This is a genomic window from Paraburkholderia mimosarum LMG 23256 = NBRC 106338, from assembly GCF_000739815.1.
Classification (GTDB): Bacteria; Pseudomonadota; Gammaproteobacteria; order Burkholderiales; family Burkholderiaceae; genus Paraburkholderia; species Paraburkholderia mimosarum.
In genome coordinates this window covers 1-14773 of the sequence record NZ_BBJJ01000047.1, presented here as the reverse complement: position 1 = coordinate 14773, position 14773 = coordinate 1, and the positions used below count along the sequence as shown (strand labels likewise).

Below are 14773 nucleotides of genomic sequence, written 5' to 3'. Positions count from 1 at the left end.
ACGTGCAATGGCGTGTGCCGTGGCGGATAACGCAACGATACGCCGATGGCGCGTTCCGTGCTTGAACCGGGAGTCCGGTTGGCTCGAACGGGGTCGAAAAGAAAGGGCGGCCCGAAATCGGGCCGCCCATGCGAGCACATCACATTGAACGAAAAAACGCTCGCTTCGCGTCTTACTGCACCGTGGCGAGCACGTCGCGAACCGTGCCGAAGAGGCGTGCGATTTCCTCCTCGCTCACGATCAGCGGCGGCGAGAACGCAAGAATGTCCCCCGTGAAGCGGATCAGCACGCCCGCCTCGAAGCATTTGACGAAGACTTCGTAAGCGCGCGCGCCCGGCGCACCGTCGCGCGACTCGAGTTCGACGCCGGCGACGAGGCCGAGATTGCGAACGTCCTTCACGTGCTTCTCACCGCGCAGCGCGTGCACGGCAGCCTCGAACTTCGGTGCGAGCGCGTGGGCACGCTCGAACAGGCCCTCGCGGCGATACAGATCCTGCGTCGCGATCGCGGCGGCGGCGGCCAGCGGGTGCGCCGAATAGGTATAGCCGTGGAACAGTTCGATGGCGCCCGGCGCGCCGCTGTTCACGATGGTGTCGTGAACCGTGCGGCTCGCGGCCACGCCGCCCATCGGCACGGCGGCGTTGTTGATCGCCTTGGCCATTGTGAGGATGTCGGGCGTCACGCCGAAATACTCGCTGGCCGTGGCCTTGCCGAGGCGCCCAAAGCCCGTGATGACCTCGTCGAAGATCAGCAGGATGCCGTGCTTCGTGCAGATGTCGCGCAAACGCTGGAGGTAGCCTTGCGGCGGAACCAGCACGCCGGTCGAGCCCGCCACGGGTTCGACGATCACGGCGGCGATGGTCGAGGCGTCGTGCAGCGCGACGATGCGTTCGAGGTCGTCCGCGAGATGCGCGCCCCAGGCCGGCTGGCCCTTCGAGAACGCGTTGTGTTCGAGGTTGTGCGTGTGCGGCAGATGATCGACGGCGGGCAACAACTGGCCCGAAAACGCCTTGCGGTTCGCTGAGATGCCGCCCACCGAGATGCCGCCGAAGCCCACACCGTGATAGCCGCGCTCACGGCCGATCAGCTTCGTGCGCTGGCCTTCGCCGCGCGCGCGATGGTAGGCCAGCGCGATTTTCAGCGCCGTATCGACGGACTCGGATCCGGAATTCGTGAAGAACACGCGGTCGAGGCCGGCCGGCATGATTTCCGCAATCTTGCTGGCCGCTTCGAACGCGAGCGGGTGACCCATCTGGAACGTCGGGGCGAAATCGAGCGTCGCCGCTTGCTGGGCGATCGCGGCGACGATTTCCTCGCGTGCGTGCCCCGCGTTCACGCACCACAGGCCCGCGCTGCCGTCCAGCACTTCGCGGCCGTCGCTCGTGCGGTAATACATACCTCTCGCCGATTCGAGCAGGCGCGGCGCGGCCTTGAACTGGCGGTTCGCGGTAAATGGCATCCAGAACGACGAGAGATCGTCGATGACGGGGCGCGAAGTCATGCGTGTTTCTCCTCAGTTGGGTTTGCACAACTGTAGCGCCGGGACTTGAGCCGCGGCATAGACAGTCTCTATACTGATCTGAAAACTGTGCTGGACAATTCTCGTCAACTGTATTGGTCGGCTTCCGAATCGTTCGGGTTTTCCCTCGCATCACGTCCTTGCTTTCCCATGATCGAACTCGCACTGGAGCGTGGCCGCGGCGCCTCCACCACGCTCGTCGAGCAGCTCGTACAGGCCTTCACGCGCGCCATCGAAGCGCAAACGCTGCGCGCCGGCGCGCTGCTGCCTTCGGTGCGGCAACTCGCGCAAACGCATTCGCTTTCCACCTATACGGTGACGGAGGCGTACAACCGGCTGGTTTCGATGGGCGTCGTGGTGGCGCGGCGCGGCTCGGGCTACCGCGTGGCGGCGCGCCACGAGAGCAGCGGGGAGTCGGAGCGGGCGCGCGTGACGGGCTGGCAGCCGCCCACGCTCACGGCCACGTGGCTGCTCTCCGACGTCTTCGCCGATCATTCGGTGCCGATCAAGGCCGGCTGCGGCTGGGTGCCGGGCGAATGGATCAACGAAAGCGGCCTCCATCACACCCTGCGCGCGCTTAGCCGCGTGCCCGCCGTGCGCCTTGGCGACTACGGGCACCCGTACGGCTACGCGCCGCTGCGCGAGCGCATTGCGGCGCAGCTCGACCGCCAGGGGCTTCCTGTCGAGGTGTCGAACGTCCTGCTCACCCATGGCGCGACGCAGGGGCTCGATCTCGTCGTGCGCACGCTGCTGCGCGCGGGCGACACGGTGCTGGTGGAGGACCCCGGCTACTGCAATCTGCTGCAGATCCTCAAGCTCGCGGGACTCACCGTGCACGGCGTGCCGCGCACGCCGGCCGGGCTCGACATCGAGGCGCTGGAGCGCCAGGTGGCCGCGCATCAGCCCAAGGCGATCTTCGTGAACACGACGCTGCAGAACCCCACGGGCGCGACCTTCACGATGGCCAACGCCTTCCGCCTGTTGCAGATCGCCGAGCGCCAGCGCATGTGGGTCGTCGAGGACGACGTGAGCCGCGAGCTCGCGCCGCCCGGCGCGCCGCTCCTCGCGGCGATGGAAGGTCTGCAGCGCGTGCTTTACGTGGGCGGCTTTTCGAAGACGGTCACGCCATCTCTACGCTGCGGCTACGTGGTGGCCGAGCGCGACGTGCTGCGCGAACTGGCGCGCGCAAAAATGGCGGTGGGGCTGACGTCGTCGGAGACCATCGAGCGCGTCGTCGACAAGGTGCTGCTCGAAGGCCGTCACGCGCGCCATGTCGAGCTCGTGAACGAACGCCTGAAGGCCGCGCATGCGTGCGTCGAGGAGCGGCTCGACGCGCTCGGGCTGGAGGTGTTCCACCGGCCGCGCGCGGGGCTCTTCGTGTGGGCGCGCCTGGCCGTCGAGCCCGAACGCGCGGGGGCGATTGCGACAGCGGCGCTGCGTGACGGCATCTGGCTCGCGCCGGGCTCGTATTTCCGGCCCGACGACGAACCGAGCGCGTGGTTCCGCTTCAACGCGCCGTATTCGACCGACGATGCGCTGTGGCGCTTCATCGAGCGCGTGCGCTGAGGGCGGCGACGGCGCGCGTTCAACGTCAGAACAAGCTCTGCTGCCCCGACATCACCGTTTCGAAATCCTCGCGCAGGAAAGGGAGAATCGCATCCGCGACGGGCTGTAGCTGGCGGCTCACGTAAAACGCGTAGTCGAGCGGCGAACTGAGCGTTTCGAGCGGCTCGGGCCCGGCCGTCGTCATCACGTAGCTGATCCAGCCGCCGTTCTGATACTGGAGCGGACGGCCTTTCGCGCGATTGAACTCGTCGGCGACGCGCGCGGCTCGCACGTGCGGCGGCACATTGCGCTGGTACTCGGCGAGCGGCCGGCGCAGGCGCTTGCGATAGACGAGCTGGCTGTCCAGTTCGCCATCGAGCGTGCGCCGCACATAGTCGCGGATGTACTCCACATGAGGCTCGCGCTGGAAAATGCGCCGGTACAGTTCGCGCTGGAACTCCTGCGCGAGCGGCGTCCAGTCGGTGCGCACGGTTTCGAGCCCCTTGAACACGACTTCCTCGCGGCCGTCCTTCGCGAGCGTGAGGCCGGCGTAGCGCTTCTTGCTGCCTTCTTCCGCCCCGCGCACGGTGGGCATGAGAAAACGCGAGTAATGGCGTTCGAACTGCAATTCCAAAGCGCTTTGGAGACCGAATCGATCTTCGAGTTCGGCCTTCCACCAGGCATTCACGTATTCGACGAGCTGCTTGCCCGTTCGCGCGGCGTCGGCCTCGCTGTGCGCGTGCTTGAGCCAGACGAAGGTCGAATCGGTGTCGCCGTAGATCACGTCGTAGCCCTGGGACTCGATGAGCTGCCGAGTCTTGCGCATGATCTCATGCCCGCGCATCGTGATCGACGAAGCGAGGCGCGGGTCGAAGAAGCGGCATCCAGTCGACCCGAGCACGCCGTAGAACGCATTCATGATGATCTTCAGCGCCTGCGAAAGCGGGGCATTGTGCTGCCGCTTCGCGCTCTCGCGGCCCTCCCACACCTGACGCACGATTTCGGGCAGGCAGTGTTTGCTGCGCGAAAAGCGGGCGCCGAGAAAGCCCGGCACGGAGGCTTCGTCGCTGGGTTCGCTCAGGCCTTCGATCAGACCGACCGGATCGATCAGGAACGTGCGGATGATCGAGGGGTAGAGGCTCTTGTAATCGAGCACGAGCACGGAGTCGTAGATGCCGGGGCGCGAGTCCATCACGAAGCCACCGGGGCTGTTCTCGCCCACCACGTCGCCGAGATTCGGCGCGACATAGCCGAGCCGATGCATCTTCGGCAGATAGAGATGCGTGAAGGCGGCCACCGATCCGCCCATGCGATCGGCCGGCAGTCCCGTCACCGACGCGCGTTCGAGCAGGAAGGAGATCAGTTCGGTCTTCTCGAAGATGCGCGTGACCAGTTCGCAGTCCTTGAGGTTGTAGCGCGCGAGCGCGGGCTTGTCCTCGTCGAAGCGGCGCTGGATCTCGTCCATGCGCTGATACGGATTATCGATCGACTTGCCTTCACCGAGCAGCGCCTGCGCGACATACTCGAGGCTGAACGACGGAAAGCTCCAGGTGGCCGAGCGCAACGCCTCGATGCCGTCGATGATGAGGCGGCCCGCGGCGCCCGCGAAGAAATGGTTCTCCTGCGTGCCGTGCTCGCGCCACTCCATGATCTCGCCGCCGCGTCCGAGGCGCAGGGGCACGCCGGTTTGCCGGGCATGCGCGTGCAACACCCGCAAATCGAACTGCACGAGATTCCAGCCGATGATCGCGTCGGGGTCGTGCTGCGCCATCCACGCGTTGAGGCGCTCGAGCATCTGCGCGCGGCTATCGCAGTACTCGAAGTCGAAGTCGAGCGGGCTCGCGTTGCCGTTTGCGGGCCCAAGCATGAAGACCTGGCGCTGAGCGCAGCCTTCCAGCGCAATCGAATACAGTTCGCCTTGTGCGCTCGTTTCGATATCGAGCGATACGAGCTTGAGTCGCGGGCGATAGCCGTTGGCGGGTTTCATCTCGCCGTCGAACAGCGCGCCGCCCGCGCCCGCCTCGCCGCGAAACAGCACGGGCGCCGTGATGAAGCGTTCCATCATGTAGCGCTCCGGCGGCTGGATATCGGCTTCGTAGACGTCGATGCCCGCCTTGGCGAGGCGCTTTGCATGCCCCGTCAACTTGCGATATTGCGGGGAGTAGAGGCCGAGCACGGGGCGGCGCTGGAAGTCCTGCAGCGCAAGCGGGCGAAGCTCGGCGCGCGCATCGCGTTCCAGCACGCTGCGCGTAGCCGCCTGCTGCGCGACCGGCACGAAAGCGACGGACGGCTGCGGACGCAGACGCACGCGGCGCGGCCCTGTTTCGGTCGCGAGCCAGAAATTCACTTCCGTGCTGTCGCCCGTATCGCGCCAATGGCGGGTGAGAATAAAGCCCGCTTCAAACTCAGACAAAGTGTGACTCCACCGCCCATTTTCCCGTTGCAATTGTAACGTCCGGGCGGGGACAGGGAGGATGGTCTATCGCCGGAGCACGTGCGCGAACATGGGATACAGCGAAACGAGCAGCGAGAGCGCCATGGCGACATTGAAGACACGCAGCCTGCGCGGATTCGAGAGAAAGCGTCGCATCCCGGTGCCGAACGCGGCCCACATACAGATGCAGGGCAGTCCGATCACATAGAACAGTAACGCCATCACCATCGTATTGGTGCCGAAGTCTGCAGACAGGCGGATGGTAGTGGCGGCCGTGAGCACCATCATCCATGCCTTGGGATTGACCCACTGGAAGGCGATGGCTTCATGAAAGCGCATGGGCCGGTGCTCGCCGCCCTTGACCTTGAGGTCGCCCGACGTGCCGATCTTCCAGGCGAGATACAGCAGATACGCGATGCTCGCGGTTTCCAGCACGACATAGAGCACGGGAACGTGCCGGAATACTTCGCCGAGCCCAAAGCCGACCGAGAGCATGAGCAAGACCACGCCGGCGCTAATGCCCAGAATGTGCGGCACGGTGCGGCGAAAGCCGAAGTTGACGCCGGAGGCGAGCAGCATGGTGTTATTCGGGCCGGGCGTGATGGTCGTGACCACGACGAAAAGCATGCCGGCGGGCAGCGCGCTGAACAGTTCGGGCAACATGGGGCGAGGAGGGTTCGGAAAGGGATTGCAGATTGGAAGACAGTCTATCCACAACTTTCTATACAGTACCGGTACAGTTCATGGGACGGTGGGCGGTACGGATAGGGCATGAGGCCCGCGTATCGTATGGCCTTCATGCGTGTGCGAAGCCAGGGCGAATCGCGCGAATGCGAAACAGCGATGCCGTGTTCGCCTGAAACGCGCGTCCCTTCGGACATTCGACGAACCGGTAAAATAATGGACCGCTGCTGGTCCGCCATGGGCGCAAGCAGGCGCTTTTCCTGCCTGAATTCGCCCATCACACGCCGAGGAACACGCATGACCCTGCATCGCATTACCGACGTTGCCCGACTGACGGGAACGAACGTATCCACACTGAGGCTGTGGGAGCAACACGGGCTGGTGTCGCCGAAGCGCTCACCGGTGGGCCAGCGTGTTTTCGATCAGGCGGATATCGAGAAAATTCGCGCGATACAGCACATGCGAAAAGTCGAGGGGCTGAATATGTCAGCTATTCGCAAGGCGCTCGCGGAGAAAGGATTCAATACTGCCGCCATTGCGCAGCAAAGCGAAGCTCAGAACGCGGACAGCGTGAACGACAACGGGCTGACCGGATTGGGCAGCCGTTTCCGGCTGGCCCGAAACAAAGCCGGAATGTCGTTGCGCGGGGCGGCTGAGGCTTCTGGCCTTCCGGTTTCCTTTATCTCGACTTTCGAACGTACGTCACAGGGTGCCACGGTGGCGAGCATGCAGGCGCTCGCGTTGTGCTATGGCACGACGGTCACGGACCTCTCGCGGCCGTCCAGCCGCGGGCCGCATCGTGACGTCGTGCGCCGGGGGAGTGAAAGGAGCGTTGCGGGCTTTGGAAAAAACATCCGCATCCTGCAATTGGCCGAGTCGCTCGATCTGCTCGACTGCCAGAAGTGGGTGCTTCAACCGGGCGCTGAGAGCAGCGGCTTTTACTCGCATGAAGGCGAGGAATTCATTCACGTCCTGTCTGGAACGTTTCAGATTTCGGTGGACGACGTGCAGCACATCCTCGGCCCGGGCGACAGCATCGCCTTCGCGAGTCAGCGCCCTCACAGCTGGAAAGCCATCGGCGACGAGCCAACGGTTCTCGTCTGGGTCAATACGCCGAAGAGCTTCTGATTGAAAGCTGGCGCGCGCAGCATCGCAACCGACGCGCGCCTGAGGCATCGGAGCGGCACGGCGACCGCCGGACCGCGGCGATAAACCGGTGCTTTCCTCACCGTGAACAATCACCGGCTTTATGCCAGGTCATCCTCAAGATTTATCTTCTAGTCCGGATGGAGCGAATTTCGCCAGCATCATGTCGATTGCCCTGGGCCGGGCGCCGACCGCTTCGCGGGACTCCTTTCTGCGCACCGCGCCTCGCACCAATGAACCACCGAGATACTTGACCGGCTCCGGCGGAAACGGTTTCGCCTGACGTGCAACCAGCGCGCAGCCGCTCCATTCGTCTTTGCGCTGGAGCGCGAGACTTGCCAGAATTCTTCCGCCGATCCGGCTGGGACCGACACCATTGCCGCTCCAGCCAACGCCATAGTGAATATGGCTGGTGCCCGACAACGTGCCGAATACAGGGAGGCTGTCGTAAGTCCGGTCGATCGGTCCCGACCACGCATGCGTGATGCGCACGTTGGAGAGCATCGGGTAACTACGCCTGAAGTCATGCTCCGCCATGGCACAGCCTTGCCTGTGGTAACTGAACGTCGCGTCGATGACGCCGCCTCTGGCCAGCGCGCCGGTGCCCTTTCCAAAGGCAATACGCCCATCTCGCGTCGTCCGGTAATAGTCGACCATCAACTGCGAATCGGTAATGGCCTCGCCGCCCGTCCAGCCAATCGCCTTCAACCGTTCTGGAATGGATTCGGTGACCACGATCGAGCTATTCACGGGCACGATCAAACGCTCGATCTCCGGAACGGCGGCCGCCCATGCGTTCGTTGCCAACACCACAGCTGGGGCACGGACTTCACCCTCTGCAGTCCGAATGACCGAAGGGATGTCGTGACCTATCTCCAGGACCGGCGTGTTCTCGTAGATCCGGATGCCGCGCTCCATCGCCACTCTGCGCATGCCGCGAACCAGCGCGGCAGGTTGCACAGTGGCATTGCTGCGCTCGAACACGGCCGCGCGGTGAATTGCCGATCCGGTTCTGCGGGCCACTTCGGCAGGCGCTACGGCCTCGAACGGGCGCATGCCCAGCCTCGCGCAGGTCTCGACGGTCGCTGCCCACGAGTCACGCTGTGCTTCCGATGTCGAGGTCCACAGCCAGCCGGCACGCCGGAAATGCGCATCGATGGCGTGCAGCTCGCAGAATGCCCTGAGTTCCTCGATCGCGTGTTCCGAGGCGTTCGCAAGAAAGCGTGCGCTTTCGACATCCATGAAGGCCAGCAGCGACGCGATCTTTGGCCACCACGACATGACGAAGCCGCCGTTGCGTCCGGATGCGCCGCCCCCGCAAACGTCGCGCTCGAGCACGACCACTTTCTTTTCGGGGCTGAGTTCGCTGAGGGTGAGGGCGGTCCACAGCCCCACGTATCCCCCGCCAACGATGACGACGTCGGCCGTTTCACGAGTGGTCAGCGACGCACAAGGCCGCAACTGCGGCTCGGTTTCCTGCATCCAGAAACTTCGCTGGAGCGGCCTCGACTCTCGTGGCGAAGAAGTCAAAATGTTCATGTGTAAAAAATGCTATATGTTTTCTGTAGATTCGCAAGGTAAGGGAATCTGTCCAGCGGTGTAATCAGGGTTTTCCCACCCGCGCACGCACATCGTGCCAACGAGACTCGGTCAGATTGGGTCGGGGCCATGCCGCTCCTGCCGACTTGTCCAGATTCCAGCGCTTCGGGGCCTCAACGCCACGCTGGCTGCATAATTTACTTTAGCTATCCTGATTGAATCGCGTAGGTTATCGGCGCATCGAAAAGTGCTGCCGTTGAATCCGTTTCATTGCCATGTCGCAATGCGGCCAGGCAGGCATTCCACAATGCAGCATCGAAGGCGAGAGCCAGGAAATATCACTTCAACGCATCGGCGACGCGAAACAGCAGAGCGTTCCGTCCAAGTCCTTGCTGGCGGGGGCGGGCGGCGAGCAACGTCAGCGCTGCTATCGATAAACAATGGTATGTTGGCCCCGTTCCATCCTCGATGCGCGCGCAATGGGGCTGGGACAGGACATTACGCGGCGCGACAAAATCAACCGGCCATTGAAGGCACCGGAGGTCGCGCTCGCAACGATCACCGGCAGTCGGCAATTCATCCATCAGCGTCTCTGATTCGTCTGAAGGAGCGTCGCCGAGTTCGGGAATCGGCAAGCCTTTTGACAATCCGGCCATGATGACGGTCTACATCGAAATGATTGACCGCGAGAACGACTGCACGGTATTGCAAGGACGTCCGCTTGATCGGGCGTGTGAAAGTCCGTCCACTGGCCGCGGGCTGCCAACGTTTTCCGACCTTGCGTGCGTCGTCGCAATGTCGTGCGCATGCTTGAACCGCGCGCGTTATTCAATAGTCCCGAATCGCCCGTGTGAATGCGGCAAATCCGCCCGTCAGCATTCCTGGGCTCAACTCGTCGTAGCATGCATCCTGTCTTTGCGGAACCCGCGTAGCTTGATCCTTACGTTTCTATTCCCGGGTCTGCTGTCCGGCTGTGCGATGGTGACCGTCAGTTCGCAAGGGCCGCAGCAATACATCGCCATGCGGCGCGGCGACGTGCTTTCGACCGGCCGCCTGAGCGCCGCCACACGAGACGTGGTGCGCGTTGCGGCGCTCAACGAGAGCGCCTGCCAGAGAGAGCCTCAACCGTGCATTGACGCAATCGCCTCCGTCAACGGAATCGACATCGATCGGCGACTCGCCAGTTTGGCCGAGCTATCCCTGCAGATGGCCATTGCGCAGACGCCAACGAACGGCGCCACCTGGAACGATACACAATTTGATTTGTGGCTCAAAACCGCGCGCTACTCGTACGCATTTTTATTTCTCGGTCAGCGCACGGCCGGCGAACGAGCCTTCGAGGATCGACAGACGCAGGTCCGTGACTACTATAACTACGCAGTCCAGGAACTGGCCGGCGCGCTGTTCCTGCGCGGGGCGCTCGATTCGGAGTCCGGCGGTGGCGGTCACGGTACCCAGTTCATAGCCGGCTGGAGCATTCATCTCGACCTGCACCGGGTCAGGCTGCCGGAAGGCGTGCGCGAACCACGCGAAGTGATTCCCGCCTCCAGGTTGTCGTTTGCGGGGCTGCGCAGCATTTACCGCCGCGATGGGCTCGGCGCGGAACTCGTCGCGGTCATGAGCGAGCCTTCGCAGGACGGCGCTGCCGGTTCCGATGTCGATGCGACCGCTGGCCCAGACCTTTCGCAGCCAGCCACCGCGCGTCCAGCGCAAGACACCCGCCCGTTCAGCGAAATGCCCTCGCCGAATGTCACCGCGCTGGTCTGGTTTAGTCAGGGGACGCTCGACGAGGTCCTCCGCTCGCGCGATGTCACCTTGTCCGTCTACGACCCCTATCGTGAGGAGCGTGTCGAGCATCACGGCCAGACTGTGCCGCTGGCCGCGAATTTCAGTGCAGGCTACGGGATCTGGCTGGCGCGCTCGGGCTTCGCCGGCCAGTCGCTGCGCACGCTCTTCGGGCGCTCGCGCGGCATTGATCGTCCTCGCATCTATTTGATGCAGCCTTTCGATCCCGATCGGCGAATCGTGCTGATGCTGCACGGTCTTGCGAGTAGCCCGGAAGCATGGGTCAATGTTGCGAACGATATTCAGGGCGATTTATTGCTGCGGGAGCATTTTCAGGTGTGGCAGGTTTACTACCCGACCAACGTCCCCATCCTGGTCAACCTTGCGCGGATTCGAAGAGCCATTCAAGCAACGCTCGTACACTTCGATCCTGACGGCACGATGCCGGCTTCGCGCGGCATGGTGTTGATAGGCCATAGCATGGGCGGCGTTCTTGCGAGGCTGCTGGTCTCGAGTTCCGGCGACGAGCTATGGGCGGCCTTCAAGGATACCTATGTACCCCAGGGCACCGACGTCGATCGCGCGGATGAGCGGCTCAATCGCTTGCTGCGCTTCGAGCCGATGCCGCAGGTGGAGCGAACGATTTTCATCGCCGCGCCACACCGGGGCACGCCATTCGCGAGCAATCGCCTGTCCCGATGGGTTGCAAATCTCGTGCGGTTGCCACTCGCACTGCTGACAGAAATCGAGGACGTGATGCAAACTGCGACAAGTCTGGATCCCCAGGGTAAGACGTTTCATGTACCGAACAGTATCGAGCAATTGCGTGAAACCGATCCAATGATCCGTGTGACTGCGCAGCTACCGGCCAGCCCTCAGGTGTGCTTTCACTCGATCATCGCAAGGCGGCGGGAGAACGGGCCGCTGGAGGATTCCGATGATGGCGTGGTCCCTTATCGCAGTGCGCATTTCGCGGGGGCCCTTTCGGAAAAGGTGATCGTCGCCGGACACAGCGTCCAGCAGACGCCGGAGGCGATTCTCGAAATCCGCCGGATCTTGCACGAGGATATCGAAACGATCGATGCGCGTGGCGAGGCTTGCGGGGAAGCGGGAGACAGGTGACATGGGGCGGTCGCGCGATCGTAGTCGTTTGCGAGGCATTCCGCGTTTGTGTTTCATTGCACACCTACGATGCGGATAAAAGCGAAGATGCGTAGAATTTGATAACTGTCAGGGATGAATTAACAATTCATGAACCAGGGTAATACTGGTTTGAAAATGACCTGTTGAACGCATAAATTCGATTGAAGACACAGAAAAATATTGCTGTAAATGTTATGACGTTAATCAGGTGTCCAAATAATAGGATCGTCCGTCCACGTCGTGGCCAACGACGCTTCACGGATTGGCGAACTGGAATTAAAGGATGCAGGCAGACGCCGGGAGAAGCGGTCAGCTGACGGGCACTGGGTAGGGAGTGAATATCACAAGGGGATTGTCATGCGACATTTCGCTGGCATTTTGATTGGCTCGCTGTTCGCCTCGATTGCGCTCACTGGCTGCGATACGCCAACTTCGGCCAACAGCTTTACGCCGGCCCAGGCGCAGCAGGCGCAGGTGGTCGAGACTGGCGTGATCGAAACCGTTCGGCCTGTCACGATCCAACCCGGCCCGACCGGTGTAGGGGCGGTCTCGGGTGCCGCACTGGGCGGCATAGCGGCAGGCAGCACCATCGGGCGCGGTAACGGCGCCGTTGCCGCGGGCGTTGGCGGTGCGGTGCTGGGCGGACTGGCCGGCAATGCCGTCGAGGCGCGTGTGACGCGGCGAGCGGGCGTTGAAATCGGCGTTCGTCTGGATTCGGGGCAGTTGATTTCCGTGACGCAAGATGCCGATCAGCAACTTTTCCCTGGTGACGCTGTTCGCGTGCTGTTCGGTCACAACGCCGTTCGCGTGACCCGATGAAGCGCAAGTGATTTCCGCAGCGCGGTGATTATCGTCAGGATAACGATTCGTGTTTCACGACGCAGGTGGGGTTGCTCGTTAGAACGAAGTCCCAGATAAAGCGAGGAAAGCGATGGCCGATACCGTGCAGAAGATGAGTCGCATGCAACTGACGGCGATGCATAGGCATGTACACGCTCGCACGCGTGTTTCAGGCGCTCGCGGAGCGAAAACCCGACCTCGACGCCGGCGTTTTCGTCTATGCCAAGGAGGGCTTCGGCGATTACCCGGGCTTCCTCTCCGCATTCGGCTACTGGATCAGCAGTTGCATCGGCAACGTGTCGTACTGGGTGCTGATCAAGTCCACGCTCGGTGCGTTCTTTCCGGTCTTCGGTGATGGCAACACGGTGACGGCGATCGTCGTGGCGTCGATCGGCATCTGGCTGTTTCACTTCCTCATTCTGCGTGGCGTCAAGCAGGCGGCGTTCATCAATACCGTCGTGACGTTCGCCAAGGTCGTTCCGATTCTGGTGTTCATCGTCATCCTGCTCTTCGTGTTCAAGTACGGCACGTTCCGCCTGAATATCGAGTCCGCGGCCCATGAGGGCGGCATTCTCCAGCAAGTGCGCGCGACAATGCTTGTCACCGTGTTCGTGTTCATCGGCATTGAAGGCGCGAGCGTGTATTCGCGCTATGCGAAGGAGCGCACGGACGTTGGGCGTGCAACGATCTTTGGTTTCGTCGCGGTGACGGCGCTCATGGTACTCGTCTCGATGCTGCCGTTTGCCGTGCTGCCGCGTGCTGACGTGGCAGGCATGCGGCAGCCATCCATGGCGGCCGTGCTCGAAAGCGTGGTCGGTCCGTGGGGTGGAGTATTCGTAAGCATCGGATTGATCGTTTCGGTGCTCGGCGCTTACCTGGCCTGGTCGCTGATCTGCGCGGAAGTCATGTTCGCCGCGGCAAAAAACAAGGACATGCCGGCGATATTCGCGCGCGAAAACGCCAACGACGTGCCAGCCAATGCGCTCTGGATCACCAACATCGTGGTACAGATTCTGGTCGCGAGCACGTACTTCTCGCGCGATGCATTCACCTTGATGCTCAATCTCACGAGCTCCATGTCGCTGATTCCCTATCTGTTCGTCGCAGCCTACGGATGGATGGTGTCGAACCGGGGCGAGAGCTACGAGGTGCGGCCCGAAGAGCGCAGACGCGACCTCGCGTTCGCCTCGGTCGCGGTGATCTACACCTTGTTCATGATCATTGCCGGTGGGGTGAAATTCATCCTGCTGGCGGCAATTCTCTATGCACCGGGCACGGTGCTGTACGTCATGGCACGGCGCGAGCGAAACCTGAAAGTCTTCGAAGGTATGAGCGACTGGGCCATTTTCATCGTGACGGCTGTTGCGGCCATCGTGTGCATCGTTGCCCTTGCAACGGGCCTCATGGCGATCTAACTGGGACGAGCGGAGATCGATATGGCGAAGAAGGGTGGTGGGAACGGCAAGGTGAAGGAAGAAAGCCCCTTCGGGGTTCATTCGGAAGTCGGGCAGCTGCGCAAGGTGATGGTGTGCGCGCCGGGCATGGCGCACTCGCGCCTCACGCCGAGCAATTGCGACGAGTTGCTGTTCGACGACGTGCTATGGGTCGACAACGCGAAGCGCGACCACTTCGACTTCGTCACGAAGATGCGCGACCGCGGCGTCGAGGTGATCGAGATGCATAACCTGCTCGCCGAAACCGTGGCCGTGCCGGAAGGCAAGAAGTGGATCCTCGATAACCAGATCGTGCCGGACCAGGTCGGACTGGGTTTCATCGACGAACTGCGAAGCTATCTGGAAGGCCTCGACGATCGCACGCTCGCCGAGACCTTGCTTGGCGGCCTCTCGATCTACGATTTCCCCGAGGCGCACGGCGGCATGGCGCTCAAGGTCGTGCGGGAAGCGGCGGGTTCCACCGAATATCTGCTGCCGCCGCTGCCCAACACCCTGTACACGCGTGACACCACCTGCTGGATTTACGGCGGCGTGACGCTCAATCCGCTGTACTGGCCTGCACGGCACGAGGAAACGATCCTCGCCGCCGCGATTTACCGGTTTCATCCTGATTTCGCGGGCAAGGTCAACGTCTGGTGGGGCGACCCCACACTGGATCACGGCATGGCCACGCTCGAAGGCGGT

The 14773-nt window shown here is 62.6% G+C and carries 10 protein-coding genes and 1 pseudogene; 6 read left to right on the top strand and 5 right to left on the bottom strand.

Annotated elements, in window-relative coordinates; translation table 11 throughout:
* Positions 1–172 precede the first annotated feature (172 nt).
* Entirely contained in the window at positions 173–1501 is a 1329-nt protein-coding gene (locus BMI01S_RS26200) for an omega-aminotransferase AptA (RefSeq protein ID WP_028214287.1), read from the bottom strand.
* A 168-nt stretch (positions 1502–1669) separates the two neighbouring features.
* Here BMI01S_RS26200 and BMI01S_RS26195 point away from each other — a divergent pair, with 168 nt between their 5' ends.
* On the top strand, positions 1670–3085 hold the full coding sequence (locus BMI01S_RS26195) for an aminotransferase-like domain-containing protein (protein ID WP_028231937.1): 1416 nt from the start codon (positions 1670–1672) through the stop codon (positions 3083–3085).
* 25 nt (positions 3086–3110) lie between these two features.
* On the opposite strand, the gene BMI01S_RS26190 is transcribed toward BMI01S_RS26195, so the two are convergent.
* Together BMI01S_RS26190 and BMI01S_RS26185 are read right to left on the bottom strand one after the other, a co-directional pair.
* Positions 3111–5477 (bottom strand): DNA polymerase II, encoded by a 2367-nt coding sequence (locus BMI01S_RS26190; protein WP_028231936.1) that lies wholly within the window; start codon positions 5475–5477, stop codon positions 3111–3113.
* Positions 5478–5543: 66 nt separating this feature from the next.
* Positions 5544–6161 carry a LysE family translocator gene (locus BMI01S_RS26185; protein ID WP_028231935.1) on the bottom strand — a complete coding sequence of 206 codons (618 nt, stop codon included), beginning with the start codon at positions 6159–6161 and terminating at the stop codon, positions 5544–5546.
* 318 nt (positions 6162–6479) lie between these two features.
* Between BMI01S_RS26185 and BMI01S_RS26180 the strand changes: the two genes are divergently transcribed.
* On the top strand, positions 6480–7310 hold the full coding sequence (locus tag BMI01S_RS26180; RefSeq protein ID WP_028231934.1) for a MerR family transcriptional regulator: 831 nt from the start codon (positions 6480–6482) through the stop codon (positions 7308–7310).
* 135 nt (positions 7311–7445) lie between these two features.
* Here the strand turns inward: BMI01S_RS26180 and BMI01S_RS26175 are convergent, their stop codons facing one another.
* Together BMI01S_RS26175 and BMI01S_RS41070 are read right to left on the bottom strand one after the other, a co-directional pair.
* Positions 7446–8810, bottom strand: coding sequence for an NAD(P)/FAD-dependent oxidoreductase (locus BMI01S_RS26175; RefSeq protein WP_081723507.1), 1365 nt, complete (start codon positions 8808–8810; stop codon positions 7446–7448).
* A gap of 395 nt (positions 8811–9205) precedes the next feature.
* Positions 9206–9523, bottom strand: a complete 318-nt coding sequence (locus BMI01S_RS41070; RefSeq protein ID WP_154671346.1) for a hypothetical protein — start codon at positions 9521–9523, stop codon at positions 9206–9208.
* 277 nt (positions 9524–9800) lie between these two features.
* On the opposite strand from BMI01S_RS41070, the gene BMI01S_RS26170 reads away from it, so the two are divergent.
* The 4 genes and pseudogenes from BMI01S_RS26170 to BMI01S_RS26155 form a co-directional block, all read left to right on the top strand.
* On the top strand, positions 9801–11774 hold the full coding sequence (locus tag BMI01S_RS26170; protein ID WP_244145367.1) for an esterase/lipase family protein: 1974 nt from the start codon (positions 9801–9803) through the stop codon (positions 11772–11774).
* 261 nt (positions 11775–12035) lie between these two features.
* Positions 12036–12614, top strand: a complete 579-nt coding sequence (locus BMI01S_RS26165) for an outer membrane lipoprotein (protein ID WP_306303737.1) — start codon at positions 12036–12038, stop codon at positions 12612–12614.
* Between the two features lie 164 nt (positions 12615–12778).
* A pseudogene (locus tag BMI01S_RS26160) lies at positions 12779–14050 on the top strand (basic amino acid/polyamine antiporter); the annotation flags it as partial.
* A gap of 21 nt (positions 14051–14071) precedes the next feature.
* A partial coding sequence (locus BMI01S_RS26155) for an arginine deiminase family protein (protein ID WP_042290984.1) occupies positions 14072–14773 on the top strand: 702 nt, incomplete at its 3' end.